We start from the raw sequence: 14199 nt of genomic DNA on the forward strand, positions 1-14199 counted from the left end.
GGACTCCCCGATGCCCACGCACTTCATCCGCACACCGTCTTCGTCGCCGCTTTTTCGGGGAGCGCCGGCGTGGCTCACACGTGCATCGCGGCGCGCCGGTGTGCTGTTGCTCGCCACGGGTTTCATCGCCGGCTGCGCGCTCCCCAAGCATCCCGACTCGAGCGCGCCGCCCACCGATCCGTACAATCCCGCCGCCACGCAATTGCTCGACGACACGCAATGGCAGCTCACGCGCTGGACCGATGCAAGCGGCAAGCCGCGTGCGCTTCCTCAGGACGCGGGCGGCGCACAGCCCATCACGCTCGACTTTTCGACGGCGAGCGGCCATCGGCGCGCGAGCGGCTTTTCCGGTTGCAACCGCTTCGCGGGCGCCTATGACCTGAAAGACGGCAAGCTCACGTTCGGCCCGCTCGCCGGTACGCGCATGGCCTGCGTCTCCGGCACGGGCGGTGCGTTGGAGCAGCCGTATCTGGATGGGCTCGCACATGTCGCCAGAAGCGGCGTTCAGATGAACCCGCCGCCAGCGTTGCAACTGACGCTCGCCGATGGACAGGTGCTCACGTTCGCGCCGCGGCCAAAGTAAGCGCGAGGTGTTGCGTGCTTGCGCCATACCTATCGGCGCACGCCGCAACCGTTAAACTGCCTGGTTGAACGCGCATGCGTCCGAAGCCGGCAGCGAGTCTGGTCCTGTCTCATACGTCTCACCCAACATTGGTTCTATCTCTAGCATGCAAATGGTAGTTCTCGGCTGGTTCGGTGCATCAGTCGTCTGGATCCTTCCACTCCTCTGGCGCATCGTGAAATCGGTGCTCCCGAGCGGCAGCGGACTGCGCGGCCCCGGCACGATCCGGCTGTGGGTCGGCTTCTTCTGCGTATTGCTGTCGAGCAGCGTGCTCGAAGGCCTGCTTGCAAGTGGCGTCGAAACGCAGGCGAATATCAATCGCGGTGGTCGGGCGCTTGCCTTGCTTCTCGTCAATCTGGCTTATCCGGCTGGCGCGATTGCCGTTGCGGCCCTCGTGCTGGCAATGTTCGCGCCGTGGCTCGTCGAGTTCTCGTGGCGCTCGGTGCTGATCTGGTTCGATGAAGCGTTCGGCTTCGATTTGCCGAAGAGCTGGCTGACACCACCCGAAAAAAACGAGCGCGAACCGCAGCCGAAGAAGGAACGCCGTGGGCGACGCGATGCATCCGGCTGGTTCGAGCGTCGTGCGCGCGACAAGACCAAGACGACGCGCGAGATCCCCGTGCGCGGCATCGGCGCGGATCGTTTCGATGCCTCGTCCGTGCGCGTGCCGCAGGATGAGCCCACGCTCGGTTTGCCGACCGGCAAGCAACGCGGACGCTATCGGCGGCCTACCGCGTGGCGTCCCCCTTCTATCGGCAAGAGCGGCGCGAATCGCGATCAGGCGTCAGCGAGGAACACCGCGTCGACCAACTATGCCGCCGTGCGTCTCAGCCGATCCGCGTTCGAAGCGGAGAGCGCGTCCGGTCGGCCGATGCCCATCGAGCCGGTCGCGCCCGGTGGATGGTTGAATCCGTCCACGCAGCCGCGTGCCTCGGTGTCGCCGGGGGCGCGGCCGGCACAAGGCGCGAATGGCCCGACAGCGTCGGCGCGAACTTCCGCGGGAATGGCTGCGGCTTCTGCGTCGCGCAGTACTGCCTCATCGGTTGCGGTCGAGCCGCGCGGGAATGTTCTTCGGGCGGGTGCGGCTCCGGCTGCATCGGCTGCACTGGCCCGGGGTGGCACCGCTTCAGTATCGGCAGGAGGCAATGCACGCGGTCCGATGCCCGCACAAAGTCGTGCGGGGCAGACTTCGCCCGGGCTCGTGCGGCGCGCGCCGCCCGCTCGTCCGACCGCAACACCGGCCACGCGTGACTTTGCTGGGCGTTCGCTGCCAACGCCCGCCGACGCGCTGGCGCGTTCGGCACTTCCGCCGCTCGAACCACCTCCACCGCCCGAGTCCGTTCAGGCGACGCTGCGATCTATCGAGGAGAACGCCGCGTTATGGACGTCGCTCGCCGGAACGGGGCTCGCGCGTGAACCTGAAGCGATGGTGGCGGATATGGCCGCAGCGTCTGGCTCGCAAGTCGCATCGCAATCTGCGAGCGACGCCGTGACGCGAGCGCCCACGAGTACGGAACCTGTCGACTTCTCTCCGAAGCCAGCGGACACGTTGATCGACGGCGGTCTGAACGCGGACAGCGCCATTTCAGACGATGCCACCTCCGTTGGGGCAAGCACGCTCGTTTTCTCACGCATGGGAGCCAACGTTGCGTCACAAGCACCGGCAGCGCCTTCGTTGGAAGCGCCCGCAACGTCCGCTACGCCAACGAGTAAGCGCAAGTTCACGCCGGAGCGCATCGAGCCTGACTTCGTCGAGCCAACGCGTCACACTGAAACGCCTACACCGCCGTGGCTGGACGAGCCGTCATCGTCGCCGAGATACGAGCCACCTCCGCTGCCGTCGTTCCTGCCGATGGACGAGCCGCCGCCGCTCGCGGACGCATTCGACGATGCTCGCGATCAGCCCGTCCCGTCTGGTGCGGATCCCGTGCGAAACGCGACGGCATTGCCTCCCGACGAAACATTCCGAAGCGCATCCACGTTGCCTGGCGACGAAACCGGCCAAAGCGCACCCGCGTTGCCGCGCGACGGCACCGTGCGGCACGCGCCCGCGTCGCTTCGAGATGACTCGATCCAAAGCGCTTCGACGTCTCCCGTCCGCGAGACCGCGCGCGAGGAAGCCCTCGACGCGCCGGAAAAGCCATCGAACATCGTGCGCTTCCCCGTCGCCGTCCCGTTGCAAGAGGCCGAAGCCGAAGCGCCACCCGCCGCAACAACGTCACCAGCAAGCGCCCCGCGCCCGCCGGTACGCGGCTTCGCGCCCACCGAATTCGAATTCCACGCGCCGCACGCATCCGCAGTTGAATTGCCCACGCTCGACCTGCTCGAACCCGCATCCGAAGACGCCGAACCCGTCTCCGAACAGCAACTCGCCGAAACCGGCCAGCTAATCGAACAACGGCTGCAGGAATTCAAGGTGCCCGTCACGGTCGTCGGCGCATCCGCTGGCCCCGTCATCACGCGCTTCGAAGTGGACCCGGCGCTCGGCGTGCGCGGCAGTCAGATTGTCGGCCTCATGAAGGATCTATCGCGAGGCCTCGGTCTCACGTCGATCCGCGTCGTCGAAACGATTCCCGGCAAAACCTGCATGGGCCTCGAACTGCCGAACGCGAAACGCCAGATGATCCGTCTGTCCGAGATTCTCGAACAGGACGTGTACCGCGCGTCGAAGTCGAATCTCACCATCGCGATGGGCAAGGACATCGTCGGCAATCCGGTCGTCACCGACCTCGCCAAGGCGCCGCACATGCTGGTCGCGGGCACGACGGGCTCCGGCAAGTCGGTCGCGATCAACGCAATGATCCTTTCGCTGCTCTACAAGGCGACGCCTGAGGACGTGCGCCTCATCATGATCGACCCGAAGATGCTGGAACTGTCCGTCTACGAAGGCATTCCGCATCTGCTCGCACCCGTCGTCACCGACATGAAGCTCGCGTCGAACGCGCTCAACTGGTGTGTCGGCGAAATGGAAAAGCGCTACCGGCTGATGTCGGCGGTGGGCGTGCGCAATCTGCAGGGCTTCAATCAAAAAATCCGCGCCACCGAAGCGGCCGGCAAGAAGCTCACGAATCCATTTTCGCTGACGCCCGATGCACCCGAGCCGCTATCGACGCTGCCGCTCATCGTCGTGATCATCGACGAACTGGCCGACCTCATGATGGTCGCGGGCAAGCAAATCGAACAATTGATCGCGCGTCTTGCGCAGAAGGCGCGCGCGGCCGGCATCCACCTGATTCTCGCGACGCAGCGGCCTTCGGTCGATGTCATCACGGGTCTCATCAAGGCCAACATTCCGACGCGCGTGGCGTTTCAGGTGTCGTCCAAGATCGATTCGCGCACGATTCTCGATCAGATGGGCGCGGAATCGCTGCTCGGCGCAGGCGACATGCTGTTCCTGCCACCCGGCACCGGCTACCCGCAACGCATACACGGCGCGTTCGTCGCGGACGACGAAGTGCATCGCGTGGTCGAATATTTGAAGCAGTTTGGCGAGCCGGAATACGAGGAAGGCATTCTGTCCGGGCCGACGTCCGAAGGCGCGTCGCCAGACCTGTTCGGCGAAACGCCCGAGGCCGAAGCCGACCCGCTCTACGACGAAGCCGTCGCGTTCGTGTTGCGCACACGGCGCGCCTCAATTTCGTCGGTGCAGCGGCAACTGCGTATTGGCTATAACCGCGCGGCGCGGCTCGTCGAGCAGATGGAAACGGCCGGGCTCGTCTCCTCGATGGGCAGCAACGGCAATCGCGAAGTGCTCGCACCGCCGGGCCCGGCCGACTAAGCGTTTTTACCAGAGCCGCAAGCGGCGCAACAGGAAGATCGTGATGGCGGCGCAGCCCGCCATCACGCCGACCACCACCCAGAACGAAGCGGGATTGTGCGTGCCCGGCAAGCCCGCGACGTTCATGCCGAAGATGCCCGTCACGAGCGTGGCGGGCAATAACAACGCGGACATGATCGCGAGCCACAAGAGCTTGCGGTTGATGTCCTCGGAAAGCAGCGCGGCGATTTCGTCCTGCAAGAGTTTGGCGCGCTCGTAGAGTCCTTCGAGCCCGCCGCCCAATCCGTTGAGCACCTGAATGGCTTGCACGAGCGCTTCCATCGAGCGCGGTTCGGCCCATTCAAGCCGGCGCGTCACGAGTTGCGTGAGCGCGTTACGCTCGGGGTCGATAAAGCGCTTGACCTCCACCAGCCGCCGCCGCACCACGCCGAGTTCGACGCGCCAGTTCGAATGGCCGCCTTCGAGCACGCCCTCTTCGACATCGTCGAGACGGTCGCCGATTTCATCGATACGGTCCGCGAAGGTCTCGTTGAGCGCGCGGATCAAACCCGCGAAAAGATCGACGGTATCGCGGAACATCGCGCCTTCGAGCACGGCATGACGCAGCCGGTCGGTCGACTGCAAGGGACGCGCGCGCACCGTAATCATGCGGTTGCGGTCGACGTAAAAGCGCAACGCGCCGGTCGCGCGAATCGCCTCGCGTGCGCCCGGCTCCGCGCCCGCGGGCGTCGCCGCGACGAGCTCCAAGTCGGCGACGACGCCGTACATGAAATTCGGTCCCATGTGCACGCGCGGGCGTTTGTCCTCGCCGTTCAGAAATTCGCGCGCGACATCGGGCATGGAACTCACGCCTTCGAGCCAGCCTTCGACGGTATCGTCGTTGGCCGAGAGATGGAGCCACGTCGGTCCGTCGCCCGTGATTGCATCGCGCGCTTCGTCCCACGAAAGCCGCAGCGCCTGGCCGCCCGCAAAGCGAAACGCGCTGATGAAGCCGGGCGGCGCCGCTTCGTTCTTGTCAGGTTGCGGGCCCGGTTCAGGACGCCCGGCGCGGCCGGAAGTGTAAGTCGTGTTCAATCTTGCTTTCCCTGCAATTTCCGTTGTCTTTCGATTTCATCAGGATACCTTTCGGTTCCGAATGCCAGGCTGCGCGAGCCGACGCAGCATCGTACTAGAACTCGTGGCGGACCCGGAAGAACACAACGCCGCCGTTGCCATCGGTTGCACGGGCCGCATGAGAAGCGCGAAGACCGTTCACAGAGATGAAACCGTGACGGCTTCGCGTCGCGGTCACGTGACGAAAGCCTGGAACGGACCATTGCCGCGATCGACAATGCACCGCGCAAAACTTCTCAAGACGGCGAGACGAACTTGAAATCGACCGGCGAGCCGATAGAAAGCCGCTTCGGATCCGATGCCAGTTCGCCCGATGCCGGATCGCGCCGGAAGAAGAACGCGCTGTCGCTGTCCTGATTGCCGACGATGAGCCAGCGCCCGCTCGGGTCGATCGCGAACTCACGCGGCGTCTTGCCAAGCGTCGGATATCGTTTCAAGAGCTTGAGATGGCCGTTGTTCGGATCGACCGCGAACGCGACGAGCTCATTCGCGTCGCCACGATTGGTCGCATACAGAAAGCGTCCATCGGGCGACAGATGCACCGCGCCGCCGCCGATCTTGCCTTTGAAGCCGGGCGCGGTCATCGGCACGCTCTGCGTTTCGCTGAGTTTGCCGTCGCGATAGTTAAAGACGAGCACCGACGCGTTCATTTCGGTCGTGAGATACGCATGCTTGCCGCTGGCATCGAAAATCAGATGCCGTGGGCCCGAACCAGCCTTGATCGGCGTGTAACGCGCATCGGTCGGACCGAACAGGCCGCGGCTGCCATCGGGCGTGTAGCGGTACGCGAACACCTTGTCGACGCCCAGGTCTTGCGTGAAGAGATATTTGCCATCGGGCGAGAACACGGTCGAGTGAACGTGCGAGTTGTCCTGCCGCCCTTTCACGGGCCCGTTGCCTTCGTGATGCACCGTCAGCACGGAGGTGCCGACGTGACCATCGGCGTTGATCGGAAACACCGCGAAGCTGCCGCCGGGATTGGCCGCCACCGAGTAATTGGCTGTCAGCAAATATTTGCCATCCGGCGAGAGCGCGAGGTAACACGGGTCGTTGCCATCCGCCGACACGCGGTTCAAAAAGCTCAACTGGCCGGTTGCGCGGTCGAAGCGAAACGCGCTGATGCCGCCGCGTTGCGAAGCCGGGCCGTTGTCGCCGGGCAGTTCGTTTACGGCATACACGTAATTGTGATCGCGACTCACGACGAGATACGACGGGTTCACCGTCTGCGCCGACGCGACGCGTGTCAGCTCGCCATTGCCGGTATCGAAGCGATAAACATAGATGCCTTCGCTCTTGCCGCCGCCCGTGTAAGTGCCGATGAGCAGATCGAGCACCTCGCCGCCCGATGAAACCGCAGCGCCACTGGCGCCCGCGGCCGGCGTCGCGCTTGCGGGCGTCTGCGCCACGGCATGCGTGGCCGCGATCGACAGGATCAACGCGAAACCCCGGGCCCACCTACGCGGCTTGAATGAAGCCAAGAGCGAACTCGTGAGCGTATTCTGTAGCGGGCGCGGCACTTGCGACGTGCGTCTCGCCGCGACGGCGGACAACCGTTCCGGCAACGGATGGCTCGGGTGCATGAAAGCTCCTCATCGTCTTCTGATGCTTGTTATCGAGGGCGATGCGCGAACGGCTGCGGCATCGTCTGGCTGGCGTGGCGCGGCCAAGTTTTGCTCCTACCGTGCCACCGGGCAAACCGCAACAGGCTAAACCCAACCATTCGAACCAACAACAAAAAGGAGTTGCTGCGATGAACATTCACGTAAGCCTTGGGCCGCTGGTGTCGCTGATCGCCGGGATTCTCATCCTCGTGATGCCGCGACTGCTGAACTTCATCGTCGCGATCTATCTGATCGTGATTGGACTGATCGGGCTATTCGGCATGGGCTCGGCGCATTTCTGACGAACGCATGCGCGCGGCTTGAACCGCGCGCATGTCCTAGGACTGGACGCGAAAGTATTCGCGTTTCAACCGTTGGCGAGTTGATCCAGCCGCAAGCGGCCTTGCAAGGACAGCGCGCCTACCGCGACGCCCGCCGCGTCGAAGGAATAGCCGCTGAAGCAGCCGCGCTCGGTGAGAAAGACAGCGGCGGTTTCCATCGCGTTGCGCGACAAACCGAGATGTCCGGGATCGAGCGCGAGCAAAGTGTCGGGCTCGTTCAACCGGCTTGCTGCGGAAAGAATGGCGATGCAGTCAGCTTTCGACGGATTGTGCATGGTGTCCTGTTCCCCGAAATCACGAAGTGATGAACCGGTATGCGACGTGCGAAGCGTGAAACCGTGGTGCGAAAGAAGGTTCGATGACAGCGCGACATGGCCCCGACGCGCAGTTGAACGACGCGACCTGAAGGCCGTTCGTAAGACTTCATTTAAACATTGGCCGATCGTTCCGGCAAGTTTTCATCGGCGAGTCACGCGGGCGTTTCCGCCAGCCCGGCGGGGCGCGCCGTTGCCGCCGCGATAAAGGAGCGTTCGCCCGGTTTCCTGCTCACAGTGAACGAATGCGGCAGAATGCGGCCAGACCAAGGGTTTGCGTTTTGCGTCTTACATGTCTGTGTCGTTCTCATTCCAACCCTCGGCGCTCTCGGGCGCCGCCAGCAGGAAGATGTCCGCATGCCAGCATTGATCGAAGATTACGCCATGGTCGGCGACGGCCACACCGCAGCACTTATTTCCCGTGACGGTTCCGTAGACTGGCTCTGCTGGCCGCGCTTCGACTCAGCCTCGTGTTTTTCGGCGTTGCTCGGCACACCCGAACATGGCCGATGGCTGCTCGCGCCGGAAATGCCCGACGGTAAAGCGCCGGTCATCCGGCGTCGTTATCGCGAAGACACGCTGATCCTTGAAACCGACTTCGAGACGCCCGATGGCGCGGTGACGATCGTCGACTTCATGCCTTCGCGCAACGGTCATTCGGAACTGGTGCGCATCGTCGTGGGCAAACGCGGCTCGGTGCGCATGAAGATGGAACTGGTGCTGCGCTTCGACTACGGCTCGGCGATTCCGTGGGTCAGCCGCCTGCCCGACGCAAGCGGCATTCGCGCGATTGCCGGTCCCGATCTCGCCGTGCTGCGTACGCCCGTGGATCTCGTCGGCGAGAACATGCGCACGACCGCGTACTTCGACGTTGGCGCGGGCGAACGCGTGCCCTTTTCGCTGTGCTATTCGCAATCGCATTTGCGGCTGCCGCCCGCGCACGATCCACACACGCAACTTGCACGCACCGAAAATTACTGGCGCGAATGGTCTAGCCAAAGTGAACTCAAGGGCAAGTGGGCCAGCGCCATACGCCGTTCGCTCATTACGCTCAAGGCGCTGGCGTATGAGCCGACCGGTGGCATCGTTGCCGCGCCGACAACGTCGCTACCCGAACAGCTCGGTGGCACGCGCAACTGGGATTATCGCTATTGCTGGCTGCGCGACGCGACCATCACGCTGCTCGCGATGATGCGCGGCGGCTACTACGACGAAGCCCGCGCCTGGCGCGCGTGGCTGGGCCGCGTGATGGCGGGTTCGCCCGATCAGGTGCAGATCATGTACGGCATCGCGGGCGAGCGGCGTCTGCCCGAATACGAGATTCCCTGGCTGCCGGGCTACGAAGGCGCACAACCGGTGCGCATCGGCAATGGCGCGGTCAATCAGTTGCAGCTCGACGTCTATGGCGAAGTGATGAACGCGTTGCATCTCGCGCGCGTCGGTGGCCTGCAAAGCGACGAAACCGCATGGTCGATCCAGTGCGCCATGCTTCAGCACCTGGACACCGTCTGGGAGATGCCCGACGAAGGCATCTGGGAAGTGCGCGGCGGCCGCAAGCACTTCACGTTCTCCAAGGTGATGGCGTGGGTGGCCTACGACCGCGCTATTCAATCGGCGGAAAAGTTCGATCTGGAAGGTCCGGTGGATCATTGGCGCGAGATGCGCGCGCGCGTGCATGCCGCCGTCTGCGCGAGAAGCTGGAATCCGCAAATCAATTCGTTCACGCAGACGTATGACGGCGATGCGCTCGATGCGAGCCTTCTTTTGATCCCATTGCTCGGCTTTTTGCCGCCCGATGATCCGCGAGTGGCCGGAACCGTACATGCAATCGAAACCACTCTGACGCACGATGGGCTGGTCAAGCGCTATCACACGACCGAAGTCGCCGATGGTCTGCCGCCTGGAGAAGGCACGTTTCTGGCTTGTAGCTTTTGGCTGGTCGACAACCTCGCGCTGCAAGGACGGCTCGATGAGGCGCATCAGATGTTCGAGCGTCTCGCCAGCCTCGCCAACGACGTAGGCCTTCTGGCCGAGGAGTACGACACGATAGCGAAGCGCATGGTTGGCAACTTTCCGCAGGCGTTCACGCACGTGGCGCTGGTGCACACCGGCATGAATCTGATGCGGCACGAAGAAGAGATGGCCGAAGCGACGGGTCAACCTGCTGGTGACTCGAAAGACGGAAATCTCAAGGCAAATCCAGCACTGGAAGCCGCGATGGCCAAGAAATAGGCAAAGTCGTGTTTGGAATACGAATGCCATGCAGTTAAGATTGGTGCAACGCACAAAATTTAACTGTTGCGCGTAGCGAAGCAAAAGCTGGTATTTTTAACCGTTTAGTGGAATCGTGCGTTTGTTGCGCGGAAAATTCTGCTTCGGCTCAAGCTCCGAACCGGGCGTGTCGTTAAATGCCCAGAAGTTGCCCAGTATCAAGCATCAGACGTTTGTAGTAAGGGAAGAGACAGTGCCTCGCGTGCGGCGACAGCCCGCCGCACGCGGGGATTATCGAGCGTCGTTGAGCCTGATCGCCGGAAGTCTTGCCGGGATCGACACGCAGACCGGTTTTTCACGGGGCAACCATGCTCTACCAAATCCACGAAGTTCAGCGGGCCATGTTGTCGCCCCTCACCGCCTGGGCCCAGGCCGCATCGAAGTCGTTTGTGAATCCGGCGAGCCCGCTTTCCTATGTTCCCGGCGCGAGCCGTTTTGCCGCCGGCTACGAATTGCTGTACCGGCTCGGCAAAGATTACGAAAAGCCGCAGTTCGACATTCACCAGATCGTGAAGGACGGCCATAACATTCCGATCGTCGAGCAGACGGTTGTCGAAAAGCCGTTTTGCCGTCTGCTGCGCTTCAAGCGCTTCGCCGACGACAGCGCCACCGTCACCAAGCTGAAGGACGAGCCTATCGTGCTGGTGTGCGCGCCGCTTTCCGGGCACCATTCAACGCTCTTGCGTGATACCGTGAACACGCTTTTGCAAGACCATAAGGTGTACATCACCGACTGGTTGGACGCGCGCATGGTGCCGGTCGAAAATGGCGCGTTCCATCTGGACGATTACGTCGAATACATTCAGGAGTTCATCCGTCATATCGGTGCGAAGGACCTGCATGTCATTTCGGTGTGTCAGCCGACCGTGCCGGTGCTTGCCGCCATTTCGCTGATGGCGAGCCGCGGCGAGGACACGCCGCGCACCATGACCATGATGGGCGGCCCGATCGACGCGCGCCGCAGCCCGACATCGGTCAATTCGCTCGCCAACGAGCACTCTTACGAGTGGTTCGAGAACAACGTCATCTATACGGTGCCGGCGAATTATCCGGGCGTGGGCCGCAAGGTGTATCCGGGCTTTTTGCAGCACGCGGGATTCGTCGCGATGAATCCAGAGCGCCACCTTACCGCGCACTGGGACTTCTATCAGAACCTTCTTCGCGGCGACGACGACGACGCCGAGCAGCATCGCCGTTTCTACGACGAGTACAACGCCGTGCTCGACATGGCCGCCGAGTATTACCTGGAGACCATCCGTATCGTGTTCCAGGAGTTCCGTCTTGCCGAAGGCACGTGGGACGTGAACGGCGAGCGCGTGCGCCCGCAAGACATCACGGCGACGGCCCTGTTCACCATTGAAGGCGAACTGGACGACATCTCCGGTAGCGGTCAGACACGCGCCGCGCACGATCTCTGCACGGGCATTCCCGCGCAGAATCAGCGGCACTTCACGGCGGAAAAAGCTGGTCACTACGGCATCTTCTCCGGACGCCGCTGGCGCACGATGGTGTATCCGCAACTGCGCGAGTTCATTCTCGAACACGACAAGGCGCCGAAGAAGGAAGCCGTGCCGGCCTGAGATTCAGTGACCGAGTTCGACTACGCGCCGGTTCATAGAACCGGTTCCGTAAAAGACGAAAAAGTCGCGCCCGTTTCCAGGCGCGACTTTTTATTGGCCGCGTGTCAGACGATTAACGACGCGTCAAAAACGCGAGCAGCAATTCCGTATTCATCCGCACCATTTGTTCGCGCTGCGACGTTTCGCTAAAGTCGAGTCCAAATGTGGCTTCGAGCGTAAATCGATTCGATACGATGTAGTAGCCGAGCCCCGACAGCGTGATATAGAACTTCAACGGGTCGACATCGTTTCGAAAAAGCCCCGCTTTCTGGCCGCGATCCAGAATTGCGGTGACCGTTTCGAGCATGGGCGAGATCAGTTCGCGCGTGCGATTCGAGCTCTTGATGTATTTCGCCTCGTGCAGGTTTTCATTGTTGATCAGCCTCAGCAATTCCGGATGATCGCGGTAGTAATCCCAGACAAAATGGGCAAGGCGCGTGATGGCCTCGATGGGCGCCACGCCGTCGAGGTCGAGCGTGCGCTCGGCTTCCACCAGCGAGCCGAGGGCGTGTTCAAGCACTGCCGTGAAAAGCTGCTCCTTACTGCCGAAGTAGTAATAGAGCATGCGTTCATTGGTTTCGGCCCGGCGCGCGATCTGATCGACGCGCGCGCCGAACAGTCCTCCCGCTGCAAACTCTTCTGCAGCAGCCAGCAGGATACGGCGACGGGTGCCTTCAGGATCTCTTTTGATTTTCGGCTGATTCATGGTGGCATGATTCAGGAGCCGCGTTGTCCGGATGAGCGTCACGCGGCCCGCGTTTGGGTACATGACGTGAACGGGCGCTGCCCATGGTTATTGGGGAACACCGTCCTGCGGTCAAACGATAAAGCGCTTTGATTATGCGCACATCGCCACGTCATTGGCAATTGGGATTAAGCGTTCGCAGCACGACTATTTGCGACTTCGGCGATAATGACGCCTAAACCCGAGCGCGTACCGTCGTCAAAAGCGGAATAAGCGCGCCGAATGCAGGCAGCGAGCAACCGTCATACGTGTTTGATTGTGGTCGAGCCGTTCTTGCGCTCCTCCCTGCCTCGACTCCCCAAGCCATATCGCGACCCCTTCGTGACCGTTATCGTTTCAAAGACGCTCGCCGAGCGCATTGAAGATTTGCTGCCGCAGACCCAGTGCACCAAGTGCGGCTATCCCGCCTGCCGGCCTTATGCGGAAGCCATCGCCGCGGGCGATGCAAACTACAACCAGTGCCCGCCAGGCGGCGCACAAGGCATCGCGCGGCTCGCTCGATTGCTCGACAAGCCCGTGATTGCGCTCGACACCACGCATGGCGTCGAACGTCCGCGTCCCGTTGCCGTGATCGACGAGAACGCGTGCATCGGTTGCACGCTTTGCATGCAGGCGTGCCCTGTCGATGCAATCGTCGGTGCGGCGAAGCAGATGCATACGGTCATCCCCGAACTGTGCACGGGTTGCGATCTATGCGTGCCGCCCTGCCCCGTCGATTGCATCGCGATGATTCCCGTGACCGGCGACGCCACCGGCTGGAATGCGTGGTCTCAACCGGAAGCCGACGCGGCGCGCGAGCGTCATGACCGGCGCGTGGCGCGCGACGAACGTGAGCGCGCGGCGGCCGAAGCGCGTGCATCGGCGCGTCGGGCGCAAGCGGCGGCATCTTCCGCACAGCCCGAAGCAGCCGTAAGCGCCGCCGTGCAAGCCGACGACCCCGAAGCCAGGAAACGCGCGATCATTCAGGCCGCGCTCGACCGCGCACGCAAGAAGAAGGAAGAGATGGCGCGCGCAGGCACCGGCCCGAAGAACACGGACAACGTGAGCCCCGCCGTGCAAGCGCAGATCGATGCCGCCGAGGAGCGCCGCCGGCAGCTCGCCATGCAGGAAGACGCGAACAACGATCCCCCGAACTCCCGATGAACGCCAAAAAGCGCCGCGCCATCTTCGAAACGTTGCAAAGCATCGACCCGGAGCCGAAGACGGAGCTCGAATACACGACGCCATTCGAACTGTTGATCGCCGTGATGCTCTCGGCGCAAGCCACCGATGTCTCCGTCAACAAGGCGATGCGCAAGATGTTCCCCGTCGCCAACACGCCTGGGAAAGTGCTTGCGCTCGGCGAGGAAGGCGTGACGGACTTTATCCGCACGATCGGGCTGTATCGGACCAAGGCGAAGAACGTGATCGCGACGTGCCGGATGTTGATCGAGCAACACGGCGGTGAGGTGCCCGACAATCGCGAGGCGCTCGAAGCGCTGCCAGGCGTCGGACGCAAGACAGCGAATGTCGTGCTGAATATTGCGTTCGGGCAAGCGACCATTGCCGTCGACACGCATATCTTTCGCGTCGCCAATCGGACGGGACTGGCGCCGGGCAAGGACGTGCGGGCGGTCGAAACCGCGCTGGAGAAGTATGTCCCGGTTGAATTTTTGCAGCACGCGCATCACTGGCTGATCCTGCATGGGCGATACGTCTGCAAGGCGCGCGTGCCGGAGTGCTGGCATTGCGCGATCGAGCCGCTTTGCGAATATCGGCCGAAGACGCCGGCGCCGGTGGTTTGAACCGCCGGGCA

General features: G+C 62.7%; 11 protein-coding genes. 7 read left to right on the forward strand and 4 right to left on the reverse strand.

Annotation, left to right across the window (positions count from 1 at the left end; genetic code table 11):
• Positions 1 to 10: 10 nt before the first annotated feature.
• Both P9292_RS20455 and P9292_RS20460 read left to right on the forward strand, forming a co-directional pair.
• Positions 11 to 583 (forward strand): META domain-containing protein, encoded by a 573-nt coding sequence (locus P9292_RS20455; protein ID WP_309960990.1) that lies wholly within the window; start codon positions 11 to 13, stop codon positions 581 to 583.
• A 151-nt stretch (positions 584 to 734) separates the two neighbouring features.
• Complete coding sequence (locus P9292_RS20460; protein WP_409015397.1) at positions 735 to 4400, forward strand: DNA translocase FtsK; 3666 nt, start codon at positions 735 to 737, stop codon at positions 4398 to 4400.
• 6 nt (positions 4401 to 4406) lie between these two features.
• Here the strand turns inward: P9292_RS20460 and P9292_RS20465 are convergent, their stop codons facing one another.
• Entirely contained in the window at positions 4407 to 5474 is a 1068-nt protein-coding gene (locus P9292_RS20465) for a transporter (RefSeq protein WP_244827518.1), read from the reverse strand.
• A gap of 275 nt (positions 5475 to 5749) precedes the next feature.
• Entirely contained in the window at positions 5750 to 7093 is a 1344-nt protein-coding gene (locus P9292_RS20470) for a lactonase family protein (protein WP_309960995.1), read from the reverse strand.
• A gap of 170 nt (positions 7094 to 7263) precedes the next feature.
• Between P9292_RS20470 and P9292_RS20475 the strand changes: the two genes are divergently transcribed.
• Entirely contained in the window at positions 7264 to 7416 is a 153-nt protein-coding gene (locus P9292_RS20475; RefSeq protein ID WP_244827516.1) for a DUF3096 domain-containing protein, read from the forward strand.
• A gap of 65 nt (positions 7417 to 7481) precedes the next feature.
• Here the strand turns inward: P9292_RS20475 and P9292_RS20480 are convergent, their stop codons facing one another.
• Complete coding sequence (locus tag P9292_RS20480) at positions 7482 to 7730, reverse strand: hypothetical protein (RefSeq protein WP_244827515.1); 249 nt, start codon at positions 7728 to 7730, stop codon at positions 7482 to 7484.
• Positions 7731 to 8126: 396 nt separating this feature from the next.
• Here P9292_RS20480 and P9292_RS20485 point away from each other — a divergent pair, with 396 nt between their 5' ends.
• Together P9292_RS20485 and P9292_RS20490 are read left to right on the forward strand one after the other, a co-directional pair.
• Complete coding sequence (locus tag P9292_RS20485) at positions 8127 to 10001, forward strand: glycoside hydrolase family 15 protein (RefSeq protein WP_309842184.1); 1875 nt, start codon at positions 8127 to 8129, stop codon at positions 9999 to 10001.
• 347 nt (positions 10002 to 10348) lie between these two features.
• Entirely contained in the window at positions 10349 to 11620 is a 1272-nt protein-coding gene (locus P9292_RS20490) for a polyhydroxyalkanoate depolymerase (RefSeq protein WP_250464175.1), read from the forward strand.
• Between the two features lie 112 nt (positions 11621 to 11732).
• Here P9292_RS20490 and P9292_RS20495 read toward each other — a convergent pair whose 3' ends face one another.
• Positions 11733 to 12365 (reverse strand): TetR family transcriptional regulator, encoded by a 633-nt coding sequence (locus tag P9292_RS20495; protein WP_244828000.1) that lies wholly within the window; start codon positions 12363 to 12365, stop codon positions 11733 to 11735.
• A gap of 261 nt (positions 12366 to 12626) precedes the next feature.
• Between P9292_RS20495 and rsxB the strand changes: the two genes are divergently transcribed.
• Both rsxB and nth read left to right on the forward strand, forming a co-directional pair.
• Entirely contained in the window at positions 12627 to 13547 is a 921-nt protein-coding gene (gene rsxB, locus P9292_RS20500) for an electron transport complex subunit RsxB (protein WP_409015182.1), read from the forward strand.
• Positions 13544 to 14188, forward strand: coding sequence for an endonuclease III (gene nth / locus P9292_RS20505; protein WP_309961002.1), 645 nt, complete (start codon positions 13544 to 13546; stop codon positions 14186 to 14188). Before rsxB ends, nth begins: the two co-directional genes overlap by 4 nt.
• The last annotated feature ends 11 nt before the right edge of the window (positions 14189 to 14199 follow it).

The sequence above is a fragment of the Caballeronia sp. LZ001 genome (assembly GCF_031450875.1).
Taxonomy (GTDB): Bacteria; Pseudomonadota; Gammaproteobacteria; order Burkholderiales; family Burkholderiaceae; genus Caballeronia.

What these genes read in the sequence shown, in the direction of transcription:
- P9292_RS20455 (WP_309960990.1), top strand. Translation starts at nt 11, where the DNA reads ATGCCCACGCACTTCATCCGCACACCGTCTTCGTCGCCGCTTTTTCGG.
- P9292_RS20460 (WP_409015397.1), top strand. Translation starts at nt 735, where the DNA reads ATGGTAGTTCTCGGCTGGTTCGGTGCATCAGTCGTCTGGATCCTTCCA.
- P9292_RS20470 (WP_309960995.1), bottom strand. Translation starts at nt 7,093, where the DNA reads ATGCACCCGAGCCATCCGTTGCCGGAACGGTTGTCCGCCGTCGCGGCG.
- P9292_RS20475 (WP_244827516.1), top strand. Translation starts at nt 7,264, where the DNA reads ATGAACATTCACGTAAGCCTTGGGCCGCTGGTGTCGCTGATCGCCGGG.
- P9292_RS20480 (WP_244827515.1), bottom strand. Translation starts at nt 7,730, where the DNA reads ATGCACAATCCGTCGAAAGCTGACTGCATCGCCATTCTTTCCGCAGCA.
- P9292_RS20485 (WP_309842184.1), top strand. Translation starts at nt 8,127, where the DNA reads ATGCCAGCATTGATCGAAGATTACGCCATGGTCGGCGACGGCCACACC.
- P9292_RS20490 (WP_250464175.1), top strand. Translation starts at nt 10,349, where the DNA reads ATGCTCTACCAAATCCACGAAGTTCAGCGGGCCATGTTGTCGCCCCTC.
- P9292_RS20495 (WP_244828000.1), bottom strand. Translation starts at nt 12,365, where the DNA reads ATGAATCAGCCGAAAATCAAAAGAGATCCTGAAGGCACCCGTCGCCGT.
- rsxB (WP_409015182.1), top strand. Translation starts at nt 12,627, where the DNA reads ATGCAGGCAGCGAGCAACCGTCATACGTGTTTGATTGTGGTCGAGCCG.
- nth (WP_309961002.1), top strand. Translation starts at nt 13,544, where the DNA reads ATGAACGCCAAAAAGCGCCGCGCCATCTTCGAAACGTTGCAAAGCATC.